This window comes from Pseudomonas cremoricolorata DSM 17059 = NBRC 16634 (genome assembly GCF_000425745.1).
In the GTDB taxonomy this organism is placed as follows: Bacteria; Pseudomonadota; Gammaproteobacteria; order Pseudomonadales; family Pseudomonadaceae; genus Aquipseudomonas; species Aquipseudomonas cremoricolorata.
This window is the reverse complement of sequence record NZ_AUEA01000016.1, coordinates 22,740-37,421: the sequence shown is the minus strand read 5'-3', so window position 1 is coordinate 37,421 and position 14,682 is coordinate 22,740. Positions and strand designations below refer to the sequence as shown.

The following is a 14,682-nucleotide window of genomic DNA, read 5'->3' as shown; positions in this document are numbered from 1 at the left end:
TCCTTTTACTGAAGCACCGCCAACTGGTAGGCGGTGTACTTGCGAACATTGATCACGCCGGTGTCGAAGATCAGGTACTGGCCCTTGATGCCCAGCAGCGTGCCTTCGACGACCGGGTTCTTGTCGAGGTTGAAGCTGACGATCTTCTTCGGATAGTCCTGGACCGGATAGCGCATCTGCACCACCTCGGCATCGGCCAAAGGCTGGATCGCCTGCAGGCCGAAGCGCCCTTGCAGCTCACGCAGGCCGTCGGCGCAGGCATCGAAAATCTGTTCACGCACAGCCGGCAGGTCGAGCACTTCGGCCTCGCCCTTGAGCAGTGCGCGCCAATTGGTGCGGTCGGCCACCTGGCTGCGCAGCAGGTCTTCGACCAGGCCCGACTGCTGGCGGGTGGCGACCCGCAGAATCGGCAACGCCTGAATCGCGCCCTGGTCGAGCCAGCGGGTGGGCAGCTGCGTGGCGCGGGTGATGCCGACCTTGATGCCGGAGGAATTGGCCAGGTACACCACATGGTCGGTCATGCAGAATTGCTCGCCCCAGGAGGGCTCGCGGCAGGTGCCTGCGTGGTAGTGGCAGCGCTCCGGGGCCATGATGCACAGGTCGCACTGGGCCAGTTTGGTCATGCAGGGGTAGCAGTAGCCTTGGCTGAAGCTGGTCTTGGTGCGTTTGCCGCAATGACTGCAATGGATGGCGCCGAGGTATTCCAGGCGTAGCGACTGGCCGATCAACGGATTGACCGGCACCAGCGTGTCGTCCAGGCGAAAGCTGTATTGCACCACGGGTGCTTCCAGACGCACGGACATCTTGCTCAACGAGCCACGAGCGAGTTCGATCAATGTACCGAGTCCGACTTGAACAGAATGTTGGGGATCGGCGCCGACTTGGAGGCGCATTCCTGCGGGCCCATGTAGCCGGTGCGCTGGTCTTCGGGCAGGTTTTTCATTTCCCAGGCGATCACCGCCTGCAGCGACAGCTCTTTCTGCTCGGTGGTGAGCTTGCGCCCGTCCGACCAGCGGCCCAGTTCCACCGCAGTCTTCAGGCTTTGGTAGATGTCGGGGGTGATGTTTTCGATCATTTGTTCAAAAGTGGACATAGCGTCTCCAGAATCAAGCCGATAGTTTACGCCGCGCCAATGCGCCGCCCAAGAGGCCGGTCAGGCAACCGATGAGCAGTCCGCCGACATGCGCCGCATTGGCGATCTGCCCCAGCCCCAGCTGGCCGACCACCCCGCTCAGGCAGACCAGCAACCACACCAGCATCATCACCAGCACACCACGCGGCAGAGCGAACTGCGCGTTGGGCGCCAGCCGCTGGTACAGCCACACGTGTCCGAGCAGGCCATACAGCACACCGGACAAGCCGCCGAACAGGCTGGGGCCGCTGGTGAAATGCTGCGCGAGGTTGGACACCAGGGCGAACAGCAGGGTCAGGCCAAGCAGCATCCACGGCCCCTGGCGCAGTTCGATGCGCCGCCCCAGTTCCCAATACCACAGGCTGTTCATCGCCAGGTGCAGCACGCCAAAGTGCAGCAACATCGGCGACCACAGCCGCCAGTACTGCCCGTCGGCCAGGCCCTGGGCCAATGAGGTGAAGTGCAGGTAGTCGCCCTGCACGCGCACTTCGAGGAAAGTGAACCAGCCCACTGTGGCCAGGTTGTCGCCCAGGCTGGTGATGCCTGCGACCAGCACGCTCAGAAGAATGGCCGCAAAGGTGACCTTGCACGCCCGCGCCTGGTCGAGCAGCGAGGGCGCGCTCGGCTGACGCGACGCCGGCGCGTCCTGCTCTGCACCCTGCAGTTGCAGGTTCGGGTCGCCTTGGGGATAACGCCGATACAACTCGCGCAGCTCATCGGCCAGCGCCTGCGGCGCCCACAGCACTTGCACATCACCCTCTTCACTGACCCGGTGCGGCACGCGCAGGCGCTGCAGCATCTGCACGAAGCCGCTGAGGTCGTGGGCAAGGGGCAGGCGCATGACCTGAACGATACTCATGGGGCGGCCTGCGCGCGCTGCACATCGACCCAGACGAACTTGTTCGGGTCGATGCGGGTTTCCTGGTCGAGGCGGTAGGCCACCAGCTTTCCGTATAGCACGGCGCTGTAGTCGAGACAGGCCAGGTTCGGCCGCAGCGGCCCGGGCGGCCCGCTGCGCCAGTAATGGCCGACGAACAGCAACGGCTCGTCTTCGGCATAGCGCAGCAAGGCGGTTTTCTGGCTCGGTTCGAGGGGGGTGCGCGCCACTGATTCGGGCAAGGCGTCGGGCTGGAACACGATGTCACCATAGGTTTGCGGGTCGTCTTCCCAGAACTTGGTGCGGAAGAACGCGCGGGTCAGGCCATCGCCGCCGGTCAGGGTCATGCCGCCGGGCAGGCGCATGTCGGTGCCGCGCAGCAGGCGGTTGCAGACGCTGGAGGCAAAGCTGCCGGACACCGCGGACGCCTGGATGAAATGCTGGTCGATGCGTCCGTCGGGGTACTGCCGGCGCAACTGGCCGATCAGGCTCGGGTCCCAGCAGGCGTGCACCAGGCGGAAGCGCTCGGCATCGAGGAACAGCGGCAGGCGGTAGAACCACTGGGTGAAGTCGTGCCAGTCGCCGGGGTGCTGAGCGAACTGCTCCAGGGTTTCGGCGAGCAGCCGGGCATGGCGCGGGGTGTGCTCGCGGACGAACGTCTTGTCGCTGCCCGGCAGCGCCGGCGTGACCCAGCCCAGCGCGTTGTACTCGTGGTTGCCCATGATGCACAGCGCTTGGCCGGCCTCGACCATGTCGTGCACCAGGTGCAGGGCCTCGCGGATGCGCGGGCCGCGGTCGATGATGTCGCCAAGAAACAGCACCTGGCGCCGCGGGTGACGCCAGACCCCGCCCAGCCGGTGATAGCCGAGGGTGTCGAGCAGGCGTTCCAGGGTCTGCGCACAACCGTGGACGTCGCCGATGATGTCGAAACTTCGCGCCGGATCGAGCATCAGTCGTCTCTACCTCCCAGGCGGCTGCCCCAACCCAGCTTGGTGCGGCAGACCTCGTAGTAGTTGTGCCCCAGCGGGTGAATCAGCCGCAGCTTCTGCGACTTCTTGCTCACCGTCAGGGTATCGCCGGGGGCGCAGGTGAAATGGTTCTGGCCGTCGCACGACACCTGCGGGTAGATCTGCAGGTCTTTGGACACCACGATCTTCAGCTCGCTGTTGCCGTCGACCACGATGGGCCTGCCAGACAAGGTGTGCGGGTACATCGGCACGATGACGATGGCGTCGAGCTTGGGGTGCATGATCGGCCCGCCGGCGGACAGCGCGTAGGCGGTAGAGCCGGTCGGGGTGGAGACGATCAGGCCGTCGGCCTTCTGGCTGCAGACGAACTGGCCGTCGATGTAGATTTCGAATTCGATCATCCGCGTCGACTTGCCGGGGTGCAGCACGACGTCGTTGAGCGCGTCGCCCTGGCCGACGGTTTCGTGGTGATGGCGCACCTCGGCTTGCAGCAGGAAGCGGTTTTCCACCAGGTAATGGCCGTCGAGCACCTCGGCGACCTTGGTTTCCAGCTCATCGGGGCGGATGTCGGTGAGAAAGCCCAGATTGCCGCGGTTGATCCCCAGCACCGGCGTGTGATGCCGGGCCAGCGCCCGCGCCGCACCGAGCAGGCTGCCATCACCGCCGACCACGATCACCAGATCGCAGACCTCACCGAGCAGCTTGCGACTGGAGGTCTGCAAGCCATGGCCTGGCAGCACTTCGGCAATGGTGTCCTCGAGGATCACGTGCAGATGCCGTTCCAGGAGGAATTTTTTCAGTCGGCGGATCGTGTCGAGCACCTGGGTACTGCCAAGGCGGCCGATGATACCGATATTGCGAAATTGCTCCATGGGGCTCCTGCTGGGCTACGGCGGGTTGCGAACGGCCTTTGCGGCACTGTGGGCGAATTATGGGCGAAACTGCCGCCTGGCAGCAAACCAGCTATGCTCGCAGCATGAACCCCTTCCCTGACCTGCATACCCTGCCGCGCACCTTGCGCCGCAGCGCCGTGCGCGACCTGGCCTGGGCGCTGCTGGCGCCGCCGTTGATGAGTGAGCCGGGCGCCGCCCAGCGCCACCCGCTGGCCGGCAGTGCCTGGGCCGACCATCCCCAACGCCTGCGCAACTGGCTGGAGCAGCTCGACCGCCACAGCCAGCCGCTCGAGCATTGGCTGGCACAGCGCAGCAGCGGGCGCCTGGGCCTGTACTACGAGCGCCTCTGGCACTTTGCCCTGGAACAGGCGCCGGGCATCGAACTGCTGGCGCGCAACCTGCCGATCCGCGAGGCCGGGCGTACCTTGGGTGAGCTGGATGTGCTGCTGCGCGATAACACCGGCGTGCATCACCTGGAACTGGCGATCAAGCTGTACCTGGGCCCTGAGCAGGGCTGCGCGGCCGACCCTGCGCAGTGGCTGGGGCCGGGTTGCCATGATCGCCTGGGCAGCAAGCTCAGCCACCTGGCGACGCATCAACTGCCCATGGCGGCGCGCGCCGAAGCTCAGTCGGCGTTGCACGCGCTGGATATCGGGCAGGTGCAGTCACAGTTATGGCTGGGGGGCTACCTGTTCTATCCCTGGGCCAGCCCGTGCAGTGCCCCCGCCGGCGCCAGCGCCGAGCACCTGCGCGGGCTTTGGCTGCGCCATCGTGACTGGCCGCGCTTTGCGCTAGAGCGCGGGCCGGGTCGCTGGCAGATGCTCGAGCGCCAACACTGGCTGGCGCCTGCGGCCATGAATGAGCATCAGGTGTGGTCGGGCGTGCAGTTCGAACAGTGGCGTCGCGAACTCGATGCGCAGTCGCCTGCGCGGCTGTTGGTCAGGTTGCAGCCATCTTCGCAGGGGATCTGGCAGGAAGCGGAGCGGGTATTTCTGGTGGCCGACAGCTGGCCGGACCTAAACTAGGCCCGTTGCGTCTTTTCACGCGCCAGCAAGAGCGCGACCCCCACCGTGAACTGCCCCATGAGGACCCCCCATGATCTCCGCTCACCCGCCGGCGCGTTACGCCCGGCTGACCATTGGCCTGCACTGGCTGACGCTGGTGCTGCTGGCCGCCGTCTATGCCCTGATCGAGCTACGCGGTCTGTTCCCCCGGGACAGCGCCGAACGCGACCTGATGAAAGCCCTGCACTTCATGCTCGGCCTGACCGTGTTCGCGGTGGTCTGGGTGCGCCTGGCGGCGCGCCTGCGCTACAAGACGCCGGCCATCGTGCCCAAGCCACCGGCCTGGCAGATTGGTCTGGCCCACCTGATGCACCTGTTGCTGTACCTGCTGCTGCTGGGCATGCCGTTGGCCGGCTGGCTGATCCTCAGCGCCGCGGGCAAGCCCATCCCGTTCTACGGCCTGGAGTTACCCGCGCTGATCGACCCGAATCCGGACCTGGCCAAGTTCATCAAGGGCTGGCACGTGCAGGTCGGGCGCTGGGGCTACTGGCTGATCGGCCTGCATGCGCTGGCCGGGCTTTATCACCACTGGGTTCGCCGGGATAACACCCTGGAGCGCATGCTGCCCTACAAGTAACCGCGCCGGCCTTGCAGGCCGCCGCTGTGCACGACGATCAGGTGAGTGCCGCGGGCTATATGCCCGCCACTCACCCGCTCGCGCAGGGCCATCAACAGCTTGCCCGTGTACAGCGCCTCCAGAGGGATACCCGTGGACTGCTCGGTCTCGTCGATGAAGCGCAGCAGCGCGTCGTCGATGCGGGCGAAGCCGCCGCGACAGGCGTCATGCAGGTGGTAGCCGTGCTCACCGGCAAGCGCCCGAACGTTTTCCTGCACGCCGTAATCGCTCGGCACCGCCAGAGCGCCATGCACCCCGTGCGCACCGGCCTCGGCCAGCACCAGACCGGCCAGCGTGGTGCCGGTGCCCACCGCCAGCCACCAGGCGTCGTAGTCCTCCCAGCCCAGCGCAGGTAGTTGCGCCCGCGCCTGCTCGACCATGGCCGCGCAGCCCAGGGCGCCGTCAATCCCGCCGCCACCTTCAGCGATGCAATGCCAGCCTGGGTAGCGGGCGTGCCAGGGTGTCCAGAAATCCGCCTGGTGACGGGCGCGGTAACCGCCGTACCCAAGCCAGTGCAGCTGCATGCCCAAGCGCTGCAGGTCGGTGACGGTCGGCGTCTGCTGCGCATGCCCGCGCAGCAGGCCGACCGTGGCAAAGCCAAAGCGCTGTCCGGCGCCAGCCAGTGCATGCAGGTGATTGGAATGGTTGCCGCCCAGGCTGATCAGCCCCGGTGCAGCGCTGGCCCTTGCCGCCAGCAGGTGATGGCGCAGCTTGAACCATTTGTTGCCGCTGATCAGCGGGTCGATCAGGTCAAGACGCAGCATGGCCGCACGCACCCCGGCCTGCTCCAGCCAGGGCAGCTTGAGTGGTTGCAGGGGCGCATGGGGCAAATCAGTGAAGTCAGTGTTCATCGCGCCAGTGTACCCGGCCTGGCGCTCAATGGCCGGGTACTGCCGCGCGCTACAGCTGCGCGGCCAGCCGTGAGCCCTGGTCGATGGCGCGCTTGGCATCCAGCTCGGCAGCCACATCGGCGCCGCCGATCAGGTGCACCGACTGGCCGGCGGCGAGCAGCGCGTCCTGCAGTTCACGCAGCGGTTCCTGACCGGCACACAGCACCACGTTGTCCACGGCCAGCAGCTGCGGCTCGCCCTCGCCGACCCGCACATGCAGGCCGGCATCGTCGATGCCCAGGTACTCGACGCCGCTGATCATCTGCACATTGCGCTGTTTGAGCCCGGCACGGTGAATCCAGCCGGTGGTCTTGCCCAGGCCCTCGCCCACCTTCGAAGCCTTGCGCTGCAACAGGTACACCTCACGCGCCGGTGCCTCGGGCTGCGCCTGCACCCCGGCAACGCCGCCTCGGGCCTGCAGACTCGGGTCGATGCCCCATTCACGCCAGAACGCCTCACGATCGAGACTGGTGGCCGCGCCCTGGTGCACCAGGTACTCGCTGACATCGAAGCCGATGCCCCCGGCACCGATCACCGCCACCCGCGACCCCACCGGACGGCGCTGCAGCAGCACATCCAGGTAACTGAGAACCTTGACGTGATCGATGCCAGGAATCGCCGGAACTCGGGGGCTGATGCCCGTGGCCAGGAGGATTTCGTCGAAGCCTTCAGCGATCAGCGCCTGAGCATCCACACGGGTATCGAGGCGTACCTGCACGCCGGTGCGCTGCAAACGGTCAGCGAAATAGCGCAGGGTTTCGAAGAATTCTTCCTTGCCGGGAATGCGCTTGGCGACATTGAACTGGCCGCCGATTTCGCTACCGGCATCGAACAAGGTCACCTGATGCCCGCGCTGCGCGGCCACCGTCGCTGCCGCAAGGCCCGCAGGCCCGGCACCGACCACCGCGATGCGCTTGATCGTGGCTGCGGGCAGATAGTTGAGTTCGGTTTCATGGCACGCGCGCGGGTTGACCAGGCAAGTGGTGAGTTTGCCGGCGAAGGTGTGGTCGAGGCAGGCCTGGTTGCAACCGATGCAGGTGTTGATCGACTGCGCCTGACCGGCTGCGGCCTTGTTGACGAATTCCGGGTCGGCAAGGAACGGCCGGGCCATCGATACCATGTCGGCATCGCCCGCCGCCAACACCGCTTCAGCCACCTCGGGGGTGTTGATGCGATTGGTGGTGATCAACGGAATACTCACCTCACCGCGCAGCTTGGCGGTGACCTTGGTGAACGCCGCGCGGGGCACCTTGGTGGCGATGGTGGGAATACGCGCCTCGTGCCAGCCGATGCCGGTGTTGATCAGGGTAGCGCCGGCCTGCTCGATGGCCTTGGCCAGCTGCACGATTTCTGACCAGTCGCTGCCTCCGGCAACCAGGTCGAGCATCGACAGACGGAAGATGATGATGAACGCCGGCCCGACCGCTTCGCGGATCTGACGCACGATCTCCACCGCCAGGCGCATGCGGTTGTCGAAGCTGCCGCCCCAGCGGTCGGTACGTGTATTGGTGCAGGCGGCGAGAAACTGATTGATAAAGTAGCCTTCCGAGCCCATCACCTCGACGCCGTCATAGCCGGCTTGCTGGGCCAGCACCGCGCAATGGACGAAATCGGCAATCTGCTTTTCGATCCCAGCTTCATCCAGCGCATGGGGCTTGAAGGGATTGATCGGGGCTTGCAAGGCACTCGGTGCGACCTGATTGGGGCTATAGCCATAGCGACCGGCGTGCAGAATCTGCAGGCAGATCTTGCCGCCGGCCGCATGCACGGCCTGCGTGACCACCCGGTGCCGTTCGGCCTCGGCCGGCGTGCTGAGCTTGGCGGCGCCGGCATACACCGCGCCCTCCTCGTTCGGCGCGATGCCGCCGGTGACCATCAGCCCCACACCGCCACGGGCACGCTCGGCAAAGTAGGCGGCCATGCGCTCGAAACCGCCCGGGCGTTCTTCCAGGCCGGTGTGCATCGAGCCCATCAGGGTGCGATTGCGCAACGTGGTGAAGCCGAGGTCGAGGGGGGCAAGCAGGTGCGGATAGGGTGTGGCAGTCATGGGCTGACTCCGGATTCAGGCGTTATCACGGCGAGCGAGGCCTCGAAACGGTGGGCCTCTTCATTCGATTTCAGCCGACAGTACCCAGCAACGCTTTCCAGCTCAATGATCGAAACTGACAATTGAGTAACCGTATCGTGCAGCAGGTCCAACCCCTGGCCAGCAGATTGGCACTTGAGCGCCTGCGGCGCAGCGCGCGAAGGCCCTTTGTTCCAGGAACGTTTGCTCGTACCCTTGTAGCGATGAAATCCCGTAGACCCCTGTCCATGCAAAAACTGCTTACCGGCGCGTTGGCGCTGGTCCTGATCGCCGCACTCGGCGCCTATGGTTTCTGGACGATGCAACGTCCGGAAGGCCACTACCTGTCGGACCTGCGCATCGAACTTGCGATCAACCAGGGCACACCCGGCGAGCGCGGCAACCTGCTCGGCGTGGAGCCGCTGCTGTTTCCCAGCGATTACCAGAACCTGACCCGGCTGCAACGCAAGCTGTCGGCTTATCTCCAGCAGGCCGATGAGCAAGGTTTGCTGAGTGGCAAGACCGTGGTGGTGCTGCCCGAGCATATCGGCACCTGGCTGTGGGCCCGCGGCGAAAAGAGCCAGTTGTACCAGGTCACCCACCGCCGCGAAGCGTGGCAATGGCTGGAACTGAGCAACCCACTGCGCTATGGCTTCGCGCTGCTGCGCGCCAGTGGCGAAGATCGCCGCGCCGATGCCCATCTGCGCATGAAGGCCGAGCAAATGGCGGCCGACTATCAGCAAGTGTTCGGCGGCCTGGCCAGGCAGTTTGGCATCACCTTGGTGGCCGGCTCGATCATCCTGCCGGCGCCTTATGTTAGCCAGGGCGTACTGCATGCCGGGGATGGCCCGCTGTTCAACAGCAGCGTGGTCTTTGCCAGCGACGGCCGCGTGCTCGGCCAGCCGCAGGCGCAGCGCTACCCCGACAGCGGCCTGCGGCGCTTCGTTTCGCCCGCCGGGTCAGCCCCGGCGCAAGTGCTGGAAACGCCCGCCGGGCGTCTGGCGGTGCTGGTCGGCAGTGACAGTTGGTACCCGGACAACTACCGGCAATTGGCCGAGCAATCAGTCCAGCTCATCGTCAACCCAGCCTTCGTCCCTGGCAAGGACGGCTGGCAGCAACCCTGGCGCGGCAATCGCCACCAGAGCGCCGCCGAGGCGTTGCCCATACGCCGCGGCGAGGTCAGTGAACAACAGGCCTGGCGTCACCTGACCCGCTCGGCCAGTGCCGAGCTCATCAGCATCAGCGTGTTCATGCGCGGGCAATTCTGGGAGCAAGGCGTGGCCGGACAAGGCTTCATCAACGCCGCCGGCCAGCAACTGACGGGGCCGCCCAGCGAGGGCGCGCGCCTTCTGAACCTGTGGCTGTAGGCATGGGCGAGCGTCCACGGCTGCGCCTGGGTGATCTGTCGGTGGGATTCGTGCAGCCGCTGAGCGAGGCCTTGCGCCAACTCGGCCACGACCCTGCCGAGCTGCTGCAACGCTATGGTCTGGATGCCCAGCGCCTAGCCCAGCCTGGCGCCAGACTCTCCATCGCTCGCTACATGCACTTGGGCCACGCGGCCATACACGCCTCTGGCGACCTGGCGCTGGGTCTGCGCATGGGCCGTTGCAGCCACCTGGCCAACGCCGGCCTGGCTGGCATCACTGCCGCGCAGGCGCCTACGGTGAGGGACGCTGCGCGCACGCTGACTCGCTTCGAACCCTTGTATGCCAGCAACTACCGGGGCCGCTGCAGCTTCGAGGAAGACGCCGAGGGCGGCTGGCTGCGTTTCTACTCGATCAGCCCCTACAACGACTACAACCGCTTCGTGGTGGATTCGCTGCTAAGCGGCTGGCTCAACCAGTTGTCCAGCGTGGCGGGCGAGCGGCTGCTAGCCGAACGCCTGCAGGTGGAATTCGAAGCCCCCGCTTACGCCGACGCTTACCTGCCGCTGTGCAGCCACGCGGTACAGTTCGCTGCAGCCGGCAATCAGTTGCGTCTGAGCCACGCGATGCTGAGCCGGGATAACCCTCAGCATTGCCCGAGCACCTGGCACCAGTTGTTGCAACTGTGCGAAGCGGAGCTGGAGCAGCGTACCCGGGTGCGCACCCTGCGCGAGCGCATCACTCATCTGCTGGGGCCGCAGCTCAGCGGCGGGCGGGAACCTGATCTGGAACACGTCGCGCAACAGTTGCAATTGCCCAGCTGGACGCTGCGCCGTTTGCTGGCAGAAGAAGGGACGGGGTTTCGCGAGCTGCTCAACGACACCCGCCGCGATTTGGCGGAAACCTATATTCGCGATACGGCCTTGAGCTTTGGGGAAATCGCCTACTTGCTGGGGTTTGCCTCGGCGGAAGCCTTCCAGCGCGCATTCAAGCGCTGGACAGGCGGCACGCCGGGGGCATTTCGACGCCAACGACGGCAGTTGAGCTAGAGCTCGGTTGCGTCTTCGGCCGATTCTACGGTGTCCAGGTCATGGGCCTGGGTTTCGAGCAGTTCTTCCTGATAGTCGTCCATTGGCCTGTCTCCTTCTCACTCACCCGATGTAGTCGTTCAACCACGCTAAAAGCGGCTGATGAACCCTTGATGACACCTGGATAAACGTAGCAGAGCGGTTGGAAATTATTCCGCCTGATCTGTAACCGCGGGTGAACGCTCGGCACCAGTCTGAGCCCCTGTCTCGGCGCTCTGCGACGCGGGCTGGGATATTGCCGGTGTCTGTACCTGGATAGGCTGCGCCTCAGCCGGTGGTGGCACGGGTTGCGAACCCTGGGTGGTGTCCTCGGGCTGGGCGGCTTGCGACACTCTGTCGGCGACGGGCGCGGGCTCGGCAACGGAAGCCGGTGCAGCCGGCTGCAACGCAGCCGCAGGTGGATTGCCAGCCGGCTCAGGCAGCCCCAGGGCAGGCGCCGGCGTGGCGGGCTTGCTGGCCTGCGCGGCAGGTTCCACGGCCTTGCGCTCGGCGTCGGGCCTGGGTTTGGGCAGGTAACTTTCCACCAACGCGAAATAACGGTCGTAGAATTGCGCGGCGGTCACCGTCTCGCTCGCGACCTTGACCATCGAGTCATCGCTCGAGCCGATCGGCATCGACACAGAGCCCAGAATCCCCACCCCAAGGCTGGCCGAGGTATTGGATTTCTTCAGCGTGTAGCGATCCTGCAGGGCATTGGCGAACATGGTCGAGCGTTGCTCGTCGCCGCTGTCCGGCGCGCAGGTCACGTTGAAGCTGATCTGCAGATGATTTTCGCTGTTTTGCTGGAAACTCTTGTTACCCGACACCTGGCTGGCGTCGCTGCTGGTAATGATGTAGCCCTGGCTGAGCAACGCACGCCGGGCCGCCTCACAGGAGCCCGCCTCGCTGACCGGGAAGCTGCGTGAATAGGTGCCTGAGTCGTCGAAGTTCTCATGCTCGTACACGGCGGTTTTTTTCGCCGCACAAGCCGATATACCCGCCAGCGCCAAAGCGACGACGAGCGCGGCCGGAACGGTTGATCTAGACATTGCCATTACCGAAGAAAACGAACGACGCCCATTGTGCATCACATCGCAAGGTGACAGGAACCGCCGGTCAGCACAGGGGTTCGAGCAACGCCAAGGCCCGACAGGCAAACACCGGGTACAAAAAAAGCGACCCGGAGGTCGCTTTCGATGTGCTTCAAGGTGTTCTAGGGACCTTGAGGCGAAGATGGCGCAGCGGACGGGACTCGAACCCGCGACCCCCGGCGTGACAGGCCGGTATTCTAACCGACTGAACTACCGCTGCGTATCGTACAGGCTTGCGCCTGCTTGAAACTGGGATCTGACTCCAGGATGACCTGGAAGCCTCAGACCGGTATCGCTACCCATCTGGAGAAAAAGTGGCGCAGCGGACGGGACTCGAACCCGCGACCCCCGGCGTGACAGGCCGGTATTCTAACCGACTGAACTACCGCTGCGCATGTGCCCCTCTCTACTGACGACCACCCGAAGGTGACGGCAGATTCAGGAACATCTCAGAGAGTGGTGGGTGATGACGGGATCGAACCGCCGACCCTCTGCTTGTAAGGCAGATGCTCTCCCGGCTGAGCTAATCACCCGCTGTGTAGCGTGTCGCTCTCTGAGGCCGCGAAATTTACGCAGGTAACGAAGCTAAGTCAATACCGGCATTGAATTTTTTTTAAAAAAGCCCTGATTGCCGAATGCACCTTTGGCGACCGCCACGGCCACCGTCGATTAGCGATAGATCATCTTGCGCGTCATGCCGCCATCGACCACGAATTCCTGACCCGTAACGAAGCCTGCCTGACGAGAAAGCAACCACGCGACCATGCCCGCGACATCTTCTACCGTCCCTACCCTGCCGGTCGGATGCTGGGCATGCTCATCGGCGCTCAACGGCTCGGCGCGCCGCTGCGAGGGGTCGCGCGCATCGATCCAGCCCGGGCTCACCGCATTGACGCGAATCTCGGGCCCCAGGCTGATGGCCAGCGCATGGGTCAAGGCCACCAGACCACCCTTGCTCGCCGCATAGGCCTCGGTATCCGGCTCGGACTGCTGCGAACGGGTCGAGGCGAGGTTGACGATGGCACCGCCATGGGCGCGCAGGTAAGGTGCGCAGTGCTTGGCCAGCAGCATCGGCCCCGTCAGATTGACCGCCAGGGTGCGATTCCACGTGCTCAGCGGCAGGCTTTCCAGCGCAGGATTATGGGGGTCGGAGACGCCGGCATTGCAGACCAGCGCGTCAAGTCGACCGAACTGGCCGAGCACTTCCGACACCGCAGCACGCACCTGAGCCTCGTCAGCCACATCCATGAGGATGAACCAGGCATGGTCGCCCAGGGTCTTGGCAGCGCGTGAGCCGCGCCTGCGGTCGATGTCGGTGAGCACCACCTGCCAACCTTCGCAGATCAGCCAGGCGGCGATACCCAGGCCGATGCCGCGGGCGGCACCTGTGACCAGCGCCACCCGGCCGTTATGGCCGGGATCGGCATCTGCCGCTTCGATCACAGTGCTGCCAACCCACGCGCGAGGTCGGCCTGCAGGTCAGCCACGTCTTCCAGACCCACGGCGACGCGGATCAGGTTGTCGCGGATACCCGCAGCTTCACGCTCCTGCGGCGACAGGCGACCGTGAGAGGTGGTGGCCGGATGGGCAATGGTGGTCTTGCTGTCGCCCAGGTTGGTGGTGATGGAAATGGTGCGGGTAGCATCGATGAAGCGCCAGGCCCCTTCCTTGCCGCCCTTGACCTCGAAGCTGACCACCGCCCCGAAGCCGCTCATCTGCCGCTTGGCCAGCTCATGCTGTGGATGGCTCGGCAATCCGGCGTAGTGCACCCGCTCGATGCCCTCCTGCTGCTCCAGCCATTGCGCCAGCGCCTGAGCGCTTTCGCAGTGCGCGCGCATGCGCAGCTTCAGCGTTTCCAGGCCCTTGGTGAAGATCCAGGCATTGAACGGGCTCAAGGTCGGCCCGGCAGTGCGCAGGAACCCGACCACTTCCTTCATCTGCTCGCTGCGCCCGGCAACCACGCCACCCATGCAACGGCCCTGGCCGTCGATGAACTTGGTGGCCGAGTGGAAGACGATGTCCGCGCCCAGCTTCAGGGGCTGCTGCAAGGCCGGCGTGCTGAAGCAGTTGTCGACCACCAGCAGGGTATTGCGAGCGTGGGCGATTTCGGCCAGCGCCGGAATATCCACGACCTCGGCCAATGGGTTGGACGGCGATTCGACGAGCAACAGGCGAGTGTTGTCCTTGATCGCCGCCTGCCAGCCATCGAGGTCGGCCAGTGGCACGTAATCGACCTGAATGCCGAAGCGCTTGAAGTACTTCTCGAACAGGCTGATGGTCGAGCCGAACACGCTTTGCGAGACCAGCACGTGATCGCCCGAACTGCACAGCGACATGACGATCGCCAGAATCGCGGCCATGCCGGTGGACGTGCCTACCGCCTGCTCGGCACCTTCCATCGCCGCCAGGCGCTCCTCGAAGGCGCGCACCGAGGGGTTGGTGTAGCGCGAGTAGACGTTGCCAGGTGTTTCGCCAGCGAAACGCGCCGCAGCATCGGCTGCGGTGCGGAACACGTAGCTGGAAGTCAGGAACAGCGCTTCGCTGTGCTCGGCTTCCGGTGTGCGGTGCTGACCGGCGCGCACTGCCAGGGTGTCGAAACCGACGCCCTGCAGGTCACTGTCCAGTCGCCCGGCATCCCATTGATCCGTCATGCCG

14 protein-coding genes and 3 tRNA genes are annotated in these 14,682 nt (G+C 65.1%); 4 read left to right on the top strand and 13 right to left on the bottom strand.

Going from position 1 to position 14,682, the window contains the following annotated elements:
* Positions 1-5 precede the first annotated feature (5 nt).
* From H618_RS0117380 to H618_RS0117360, 5 genes are read right to left on the bottom strand one after another with little or no spacing between them, the layout of a single operon-like run.
* Positions 6-836 (bottom strand): DUF2797 domain-containing protein, encoded by an 831-nt coding sequence (locus H618_RS0117380; RefSeq protein WP_028696273.1) that lies wholly within the window; start codon positions 834-836, stop codon positions 6-8.
* Positions 833-1,093 carry a YeaC family protein gene (locus H618_RS0117375; RefSeq protein WP_028696272.1) on the bottom strand — a complete coding sequence of 87 codons (261 nt, stop codon included), beginning with the start codon at positions 1,091-1,093 and terminating at the stop codon, positions 833-835. The genes H618_RS0117380 and H618_RS0117375 overlap by 4 nt, the downstream gene beginning before the upstream one ends.
* A gap of 13 nt (positions 1,094-1,106) precedes the next feature.
* Entirely contained in the window at positions 1,107-1,991 is an 885-nt protein-coding gene (locus H618_RS0117370; RefSeq protein ID WP_028696271.1) for a rhomboid family intramembrane serine protease, read from the bottom strand.
* Positions 1,988-2,959 (bottom strand): metallophosphoesterase, encoded by a 972-nt coding sequence (locus H618_RS0117365; protein WP_028696270.1) that lies wholly within the window; start codon positions 2,957-2,959, stop codon positions 1,988-1,990. Before H618_RS0117365 ends, H618_RS0117370 begins: the two co-directional genes overlap by 4 nt.
* Positions 2,959-3,849, bottom strand: coding sequence for an NAD(+) kinase (locus tag H618_RS0117360; RefSeq protein WP_028696269.1), 891 nt, complete (start codon positions 3,847-3,849; stop codon positions 2,959-2,961). Before H618_RS0117360 ends, H618_RS0117365 begins: the two co-directional genes overlap by 1 nt.
* A gap of 59 nt (positions 3,850-3,908) precedes the next feature.
* Here H618_RS0117360 and H618_RS0117355 point away from each other — a divergent pair, with 59 nt between their 5' ends.
* Both H618_RS0117355 and H618_RS0117350 read left to right on the top strand, forming a co-directional pair.
* On the top strand, positions 3,909-4,895 hold the full coding sequence (locus H618_RS0117355; protein ID WP_028696268.1) for a DUF1853 family protein: 987 nt from the start codon (positions 3,909-3,911) through the stop codon (positions 4,893-4,895).
* Positions 4,896-4,965: 70 nt separating this feature from the next.
* Positions 4,966-5,511, top strand: coding sequence for a cytochrome b (locus tag H618_RS0117350; RefSeq protein ID WP_028696267.1), 546 nt, complete (start codon positions 4,966-4,968; stop codon positions 5,509-5,511).
* On the opposite strand, the gene H618_RS0117345 is transcribed toward H618_RS0117350, so the two are convergent.
* Together H618_RS0117345 and H618_RS0117340 are read right to left on the bottom strand one after the other, a co-directional pair.
* A complete protein-coding gene (locus tag H618_RS0117345) occupies positions 5,502-6,401 on the bottom strand; it encodes a 1-aminocyclopropane-1-carboxylate deaminase/D-cysteine desulfhydrase (protein WP_028696266.1) in 900 nt (299 codons plus the stop codon). The genes H618_RS0117350 and H618_RS0117345 overlap by 10 nt on opposite strands.
* Before the next feature lie 49 nt (positions 6,402-6,450).
* The gene (locus tag H618_RS0117340) at positions 6,451-8,487 is read right to left on the bottom strand and encodes an NADPH-dependent 2,4-dienoyl-CoA reductase (RefSeq protein ID WP_028696265.1); all 2,037 of its coding nucleotides are present in this window, start codon (positions 8,485-8,487) and stop codon (positions 6,451-6,453) included.
* 266 nt (positions 8,488-8,753) lie between these two features.
* On the opposite strand from H618_RS0117340, the gene H618_RS0117335 reads away from it, so the two are divergent.
* Complete coding sequence (locus tag H618_RS0117335; protein WP_028696264.1) at positions 8,754-9,872, top strand: nitrilase-related carbon-nitrogen hydrolase; 1,119 nt, start codon at positions 8,754-8,756, stop codon at positions 9,870-9,872.
* A 2-nt stretch (positions 9,873-9,874) separates the two neighbouring features.
* Positions 9,875-10,918, top strand: coding sequence for an AraC family transcriptional regulator (locus tag H618_RS0117330; protein WP_033727760.1), 1,044 nt, complete (start codon positions 9,875-9,877; stop codon positions 10,916-10,918).
* A 188-nt stretch (positions 10,919-11,106) separates the two neighbouring features.
* Here the strand turns inward: H618_RS0117330 and H618_RS21850 are convergent, their stop codons facing one another.
* The 6 genes from H618_RS21850 to H618_RS0117295 form a co-directional block, all read right to left on the bottom strand.
* Positions 11,107-11,985, bottom strand: a complete 879-nt coding sequence (locus H618_RS21850; RefSeq protein ID WP_050577341.1) for a DUF2242 domain-containing protein — start codon at positions 11,983-11,985, stop codon at positions 11,107-11,109.
* A 185-nt stretch (positions 11,986-12,170) separates the two neighbouring features.
* Positions 12,171-12,247: transfer RNA gene (locus H618_RS0117315), tRNA-Asp, on the bottom strand.
* A gap of 95 nt (positions 12,248-12,342) precedes the next feature.
* Positions 12,343-12,419: transfer RNA gene (locus tag H618_RS0117310), tRNA-Asp, on the bottom strand.
* Between the two features lie 65 nt (positions 12,420-12,484).
* Positions 12,485-12,560: transfer RNA gene (locus tag H618_RS0117305), tRNA-Val, on the bottom strand.
* 136 nt (positions 12,561-12,696) lie between these two features.
* The gene (locus tag H618_RS0117300) at positions 12,697-13,470 is read right to left on the bottom strand and encodes an SDR family oxidoreductase (protein WP_028696262.1); all 774 of its coding nucleotides are present in this window, start codon (positions 13,468-13,470) and stop codon (positions 12,697-12,699) included.
* Complete coding sequence (locus tag H618_RS0117295; protein ID WP_028696261.1) at positions 13,467-14,678, bottom strand: O-succinylhomoserine sulfhydrylase; 1,212 nt, start codon at positions 14,676-14,678, stop codon at positions 13,467-13,469. The genes H618_RS0117300 and H618_RS0117295 overlap by 4 nt, the downstream gene beginning before the upstream one ends.
* Positions 14,679-14,682 lie beyond the last annotated feature (4 nt).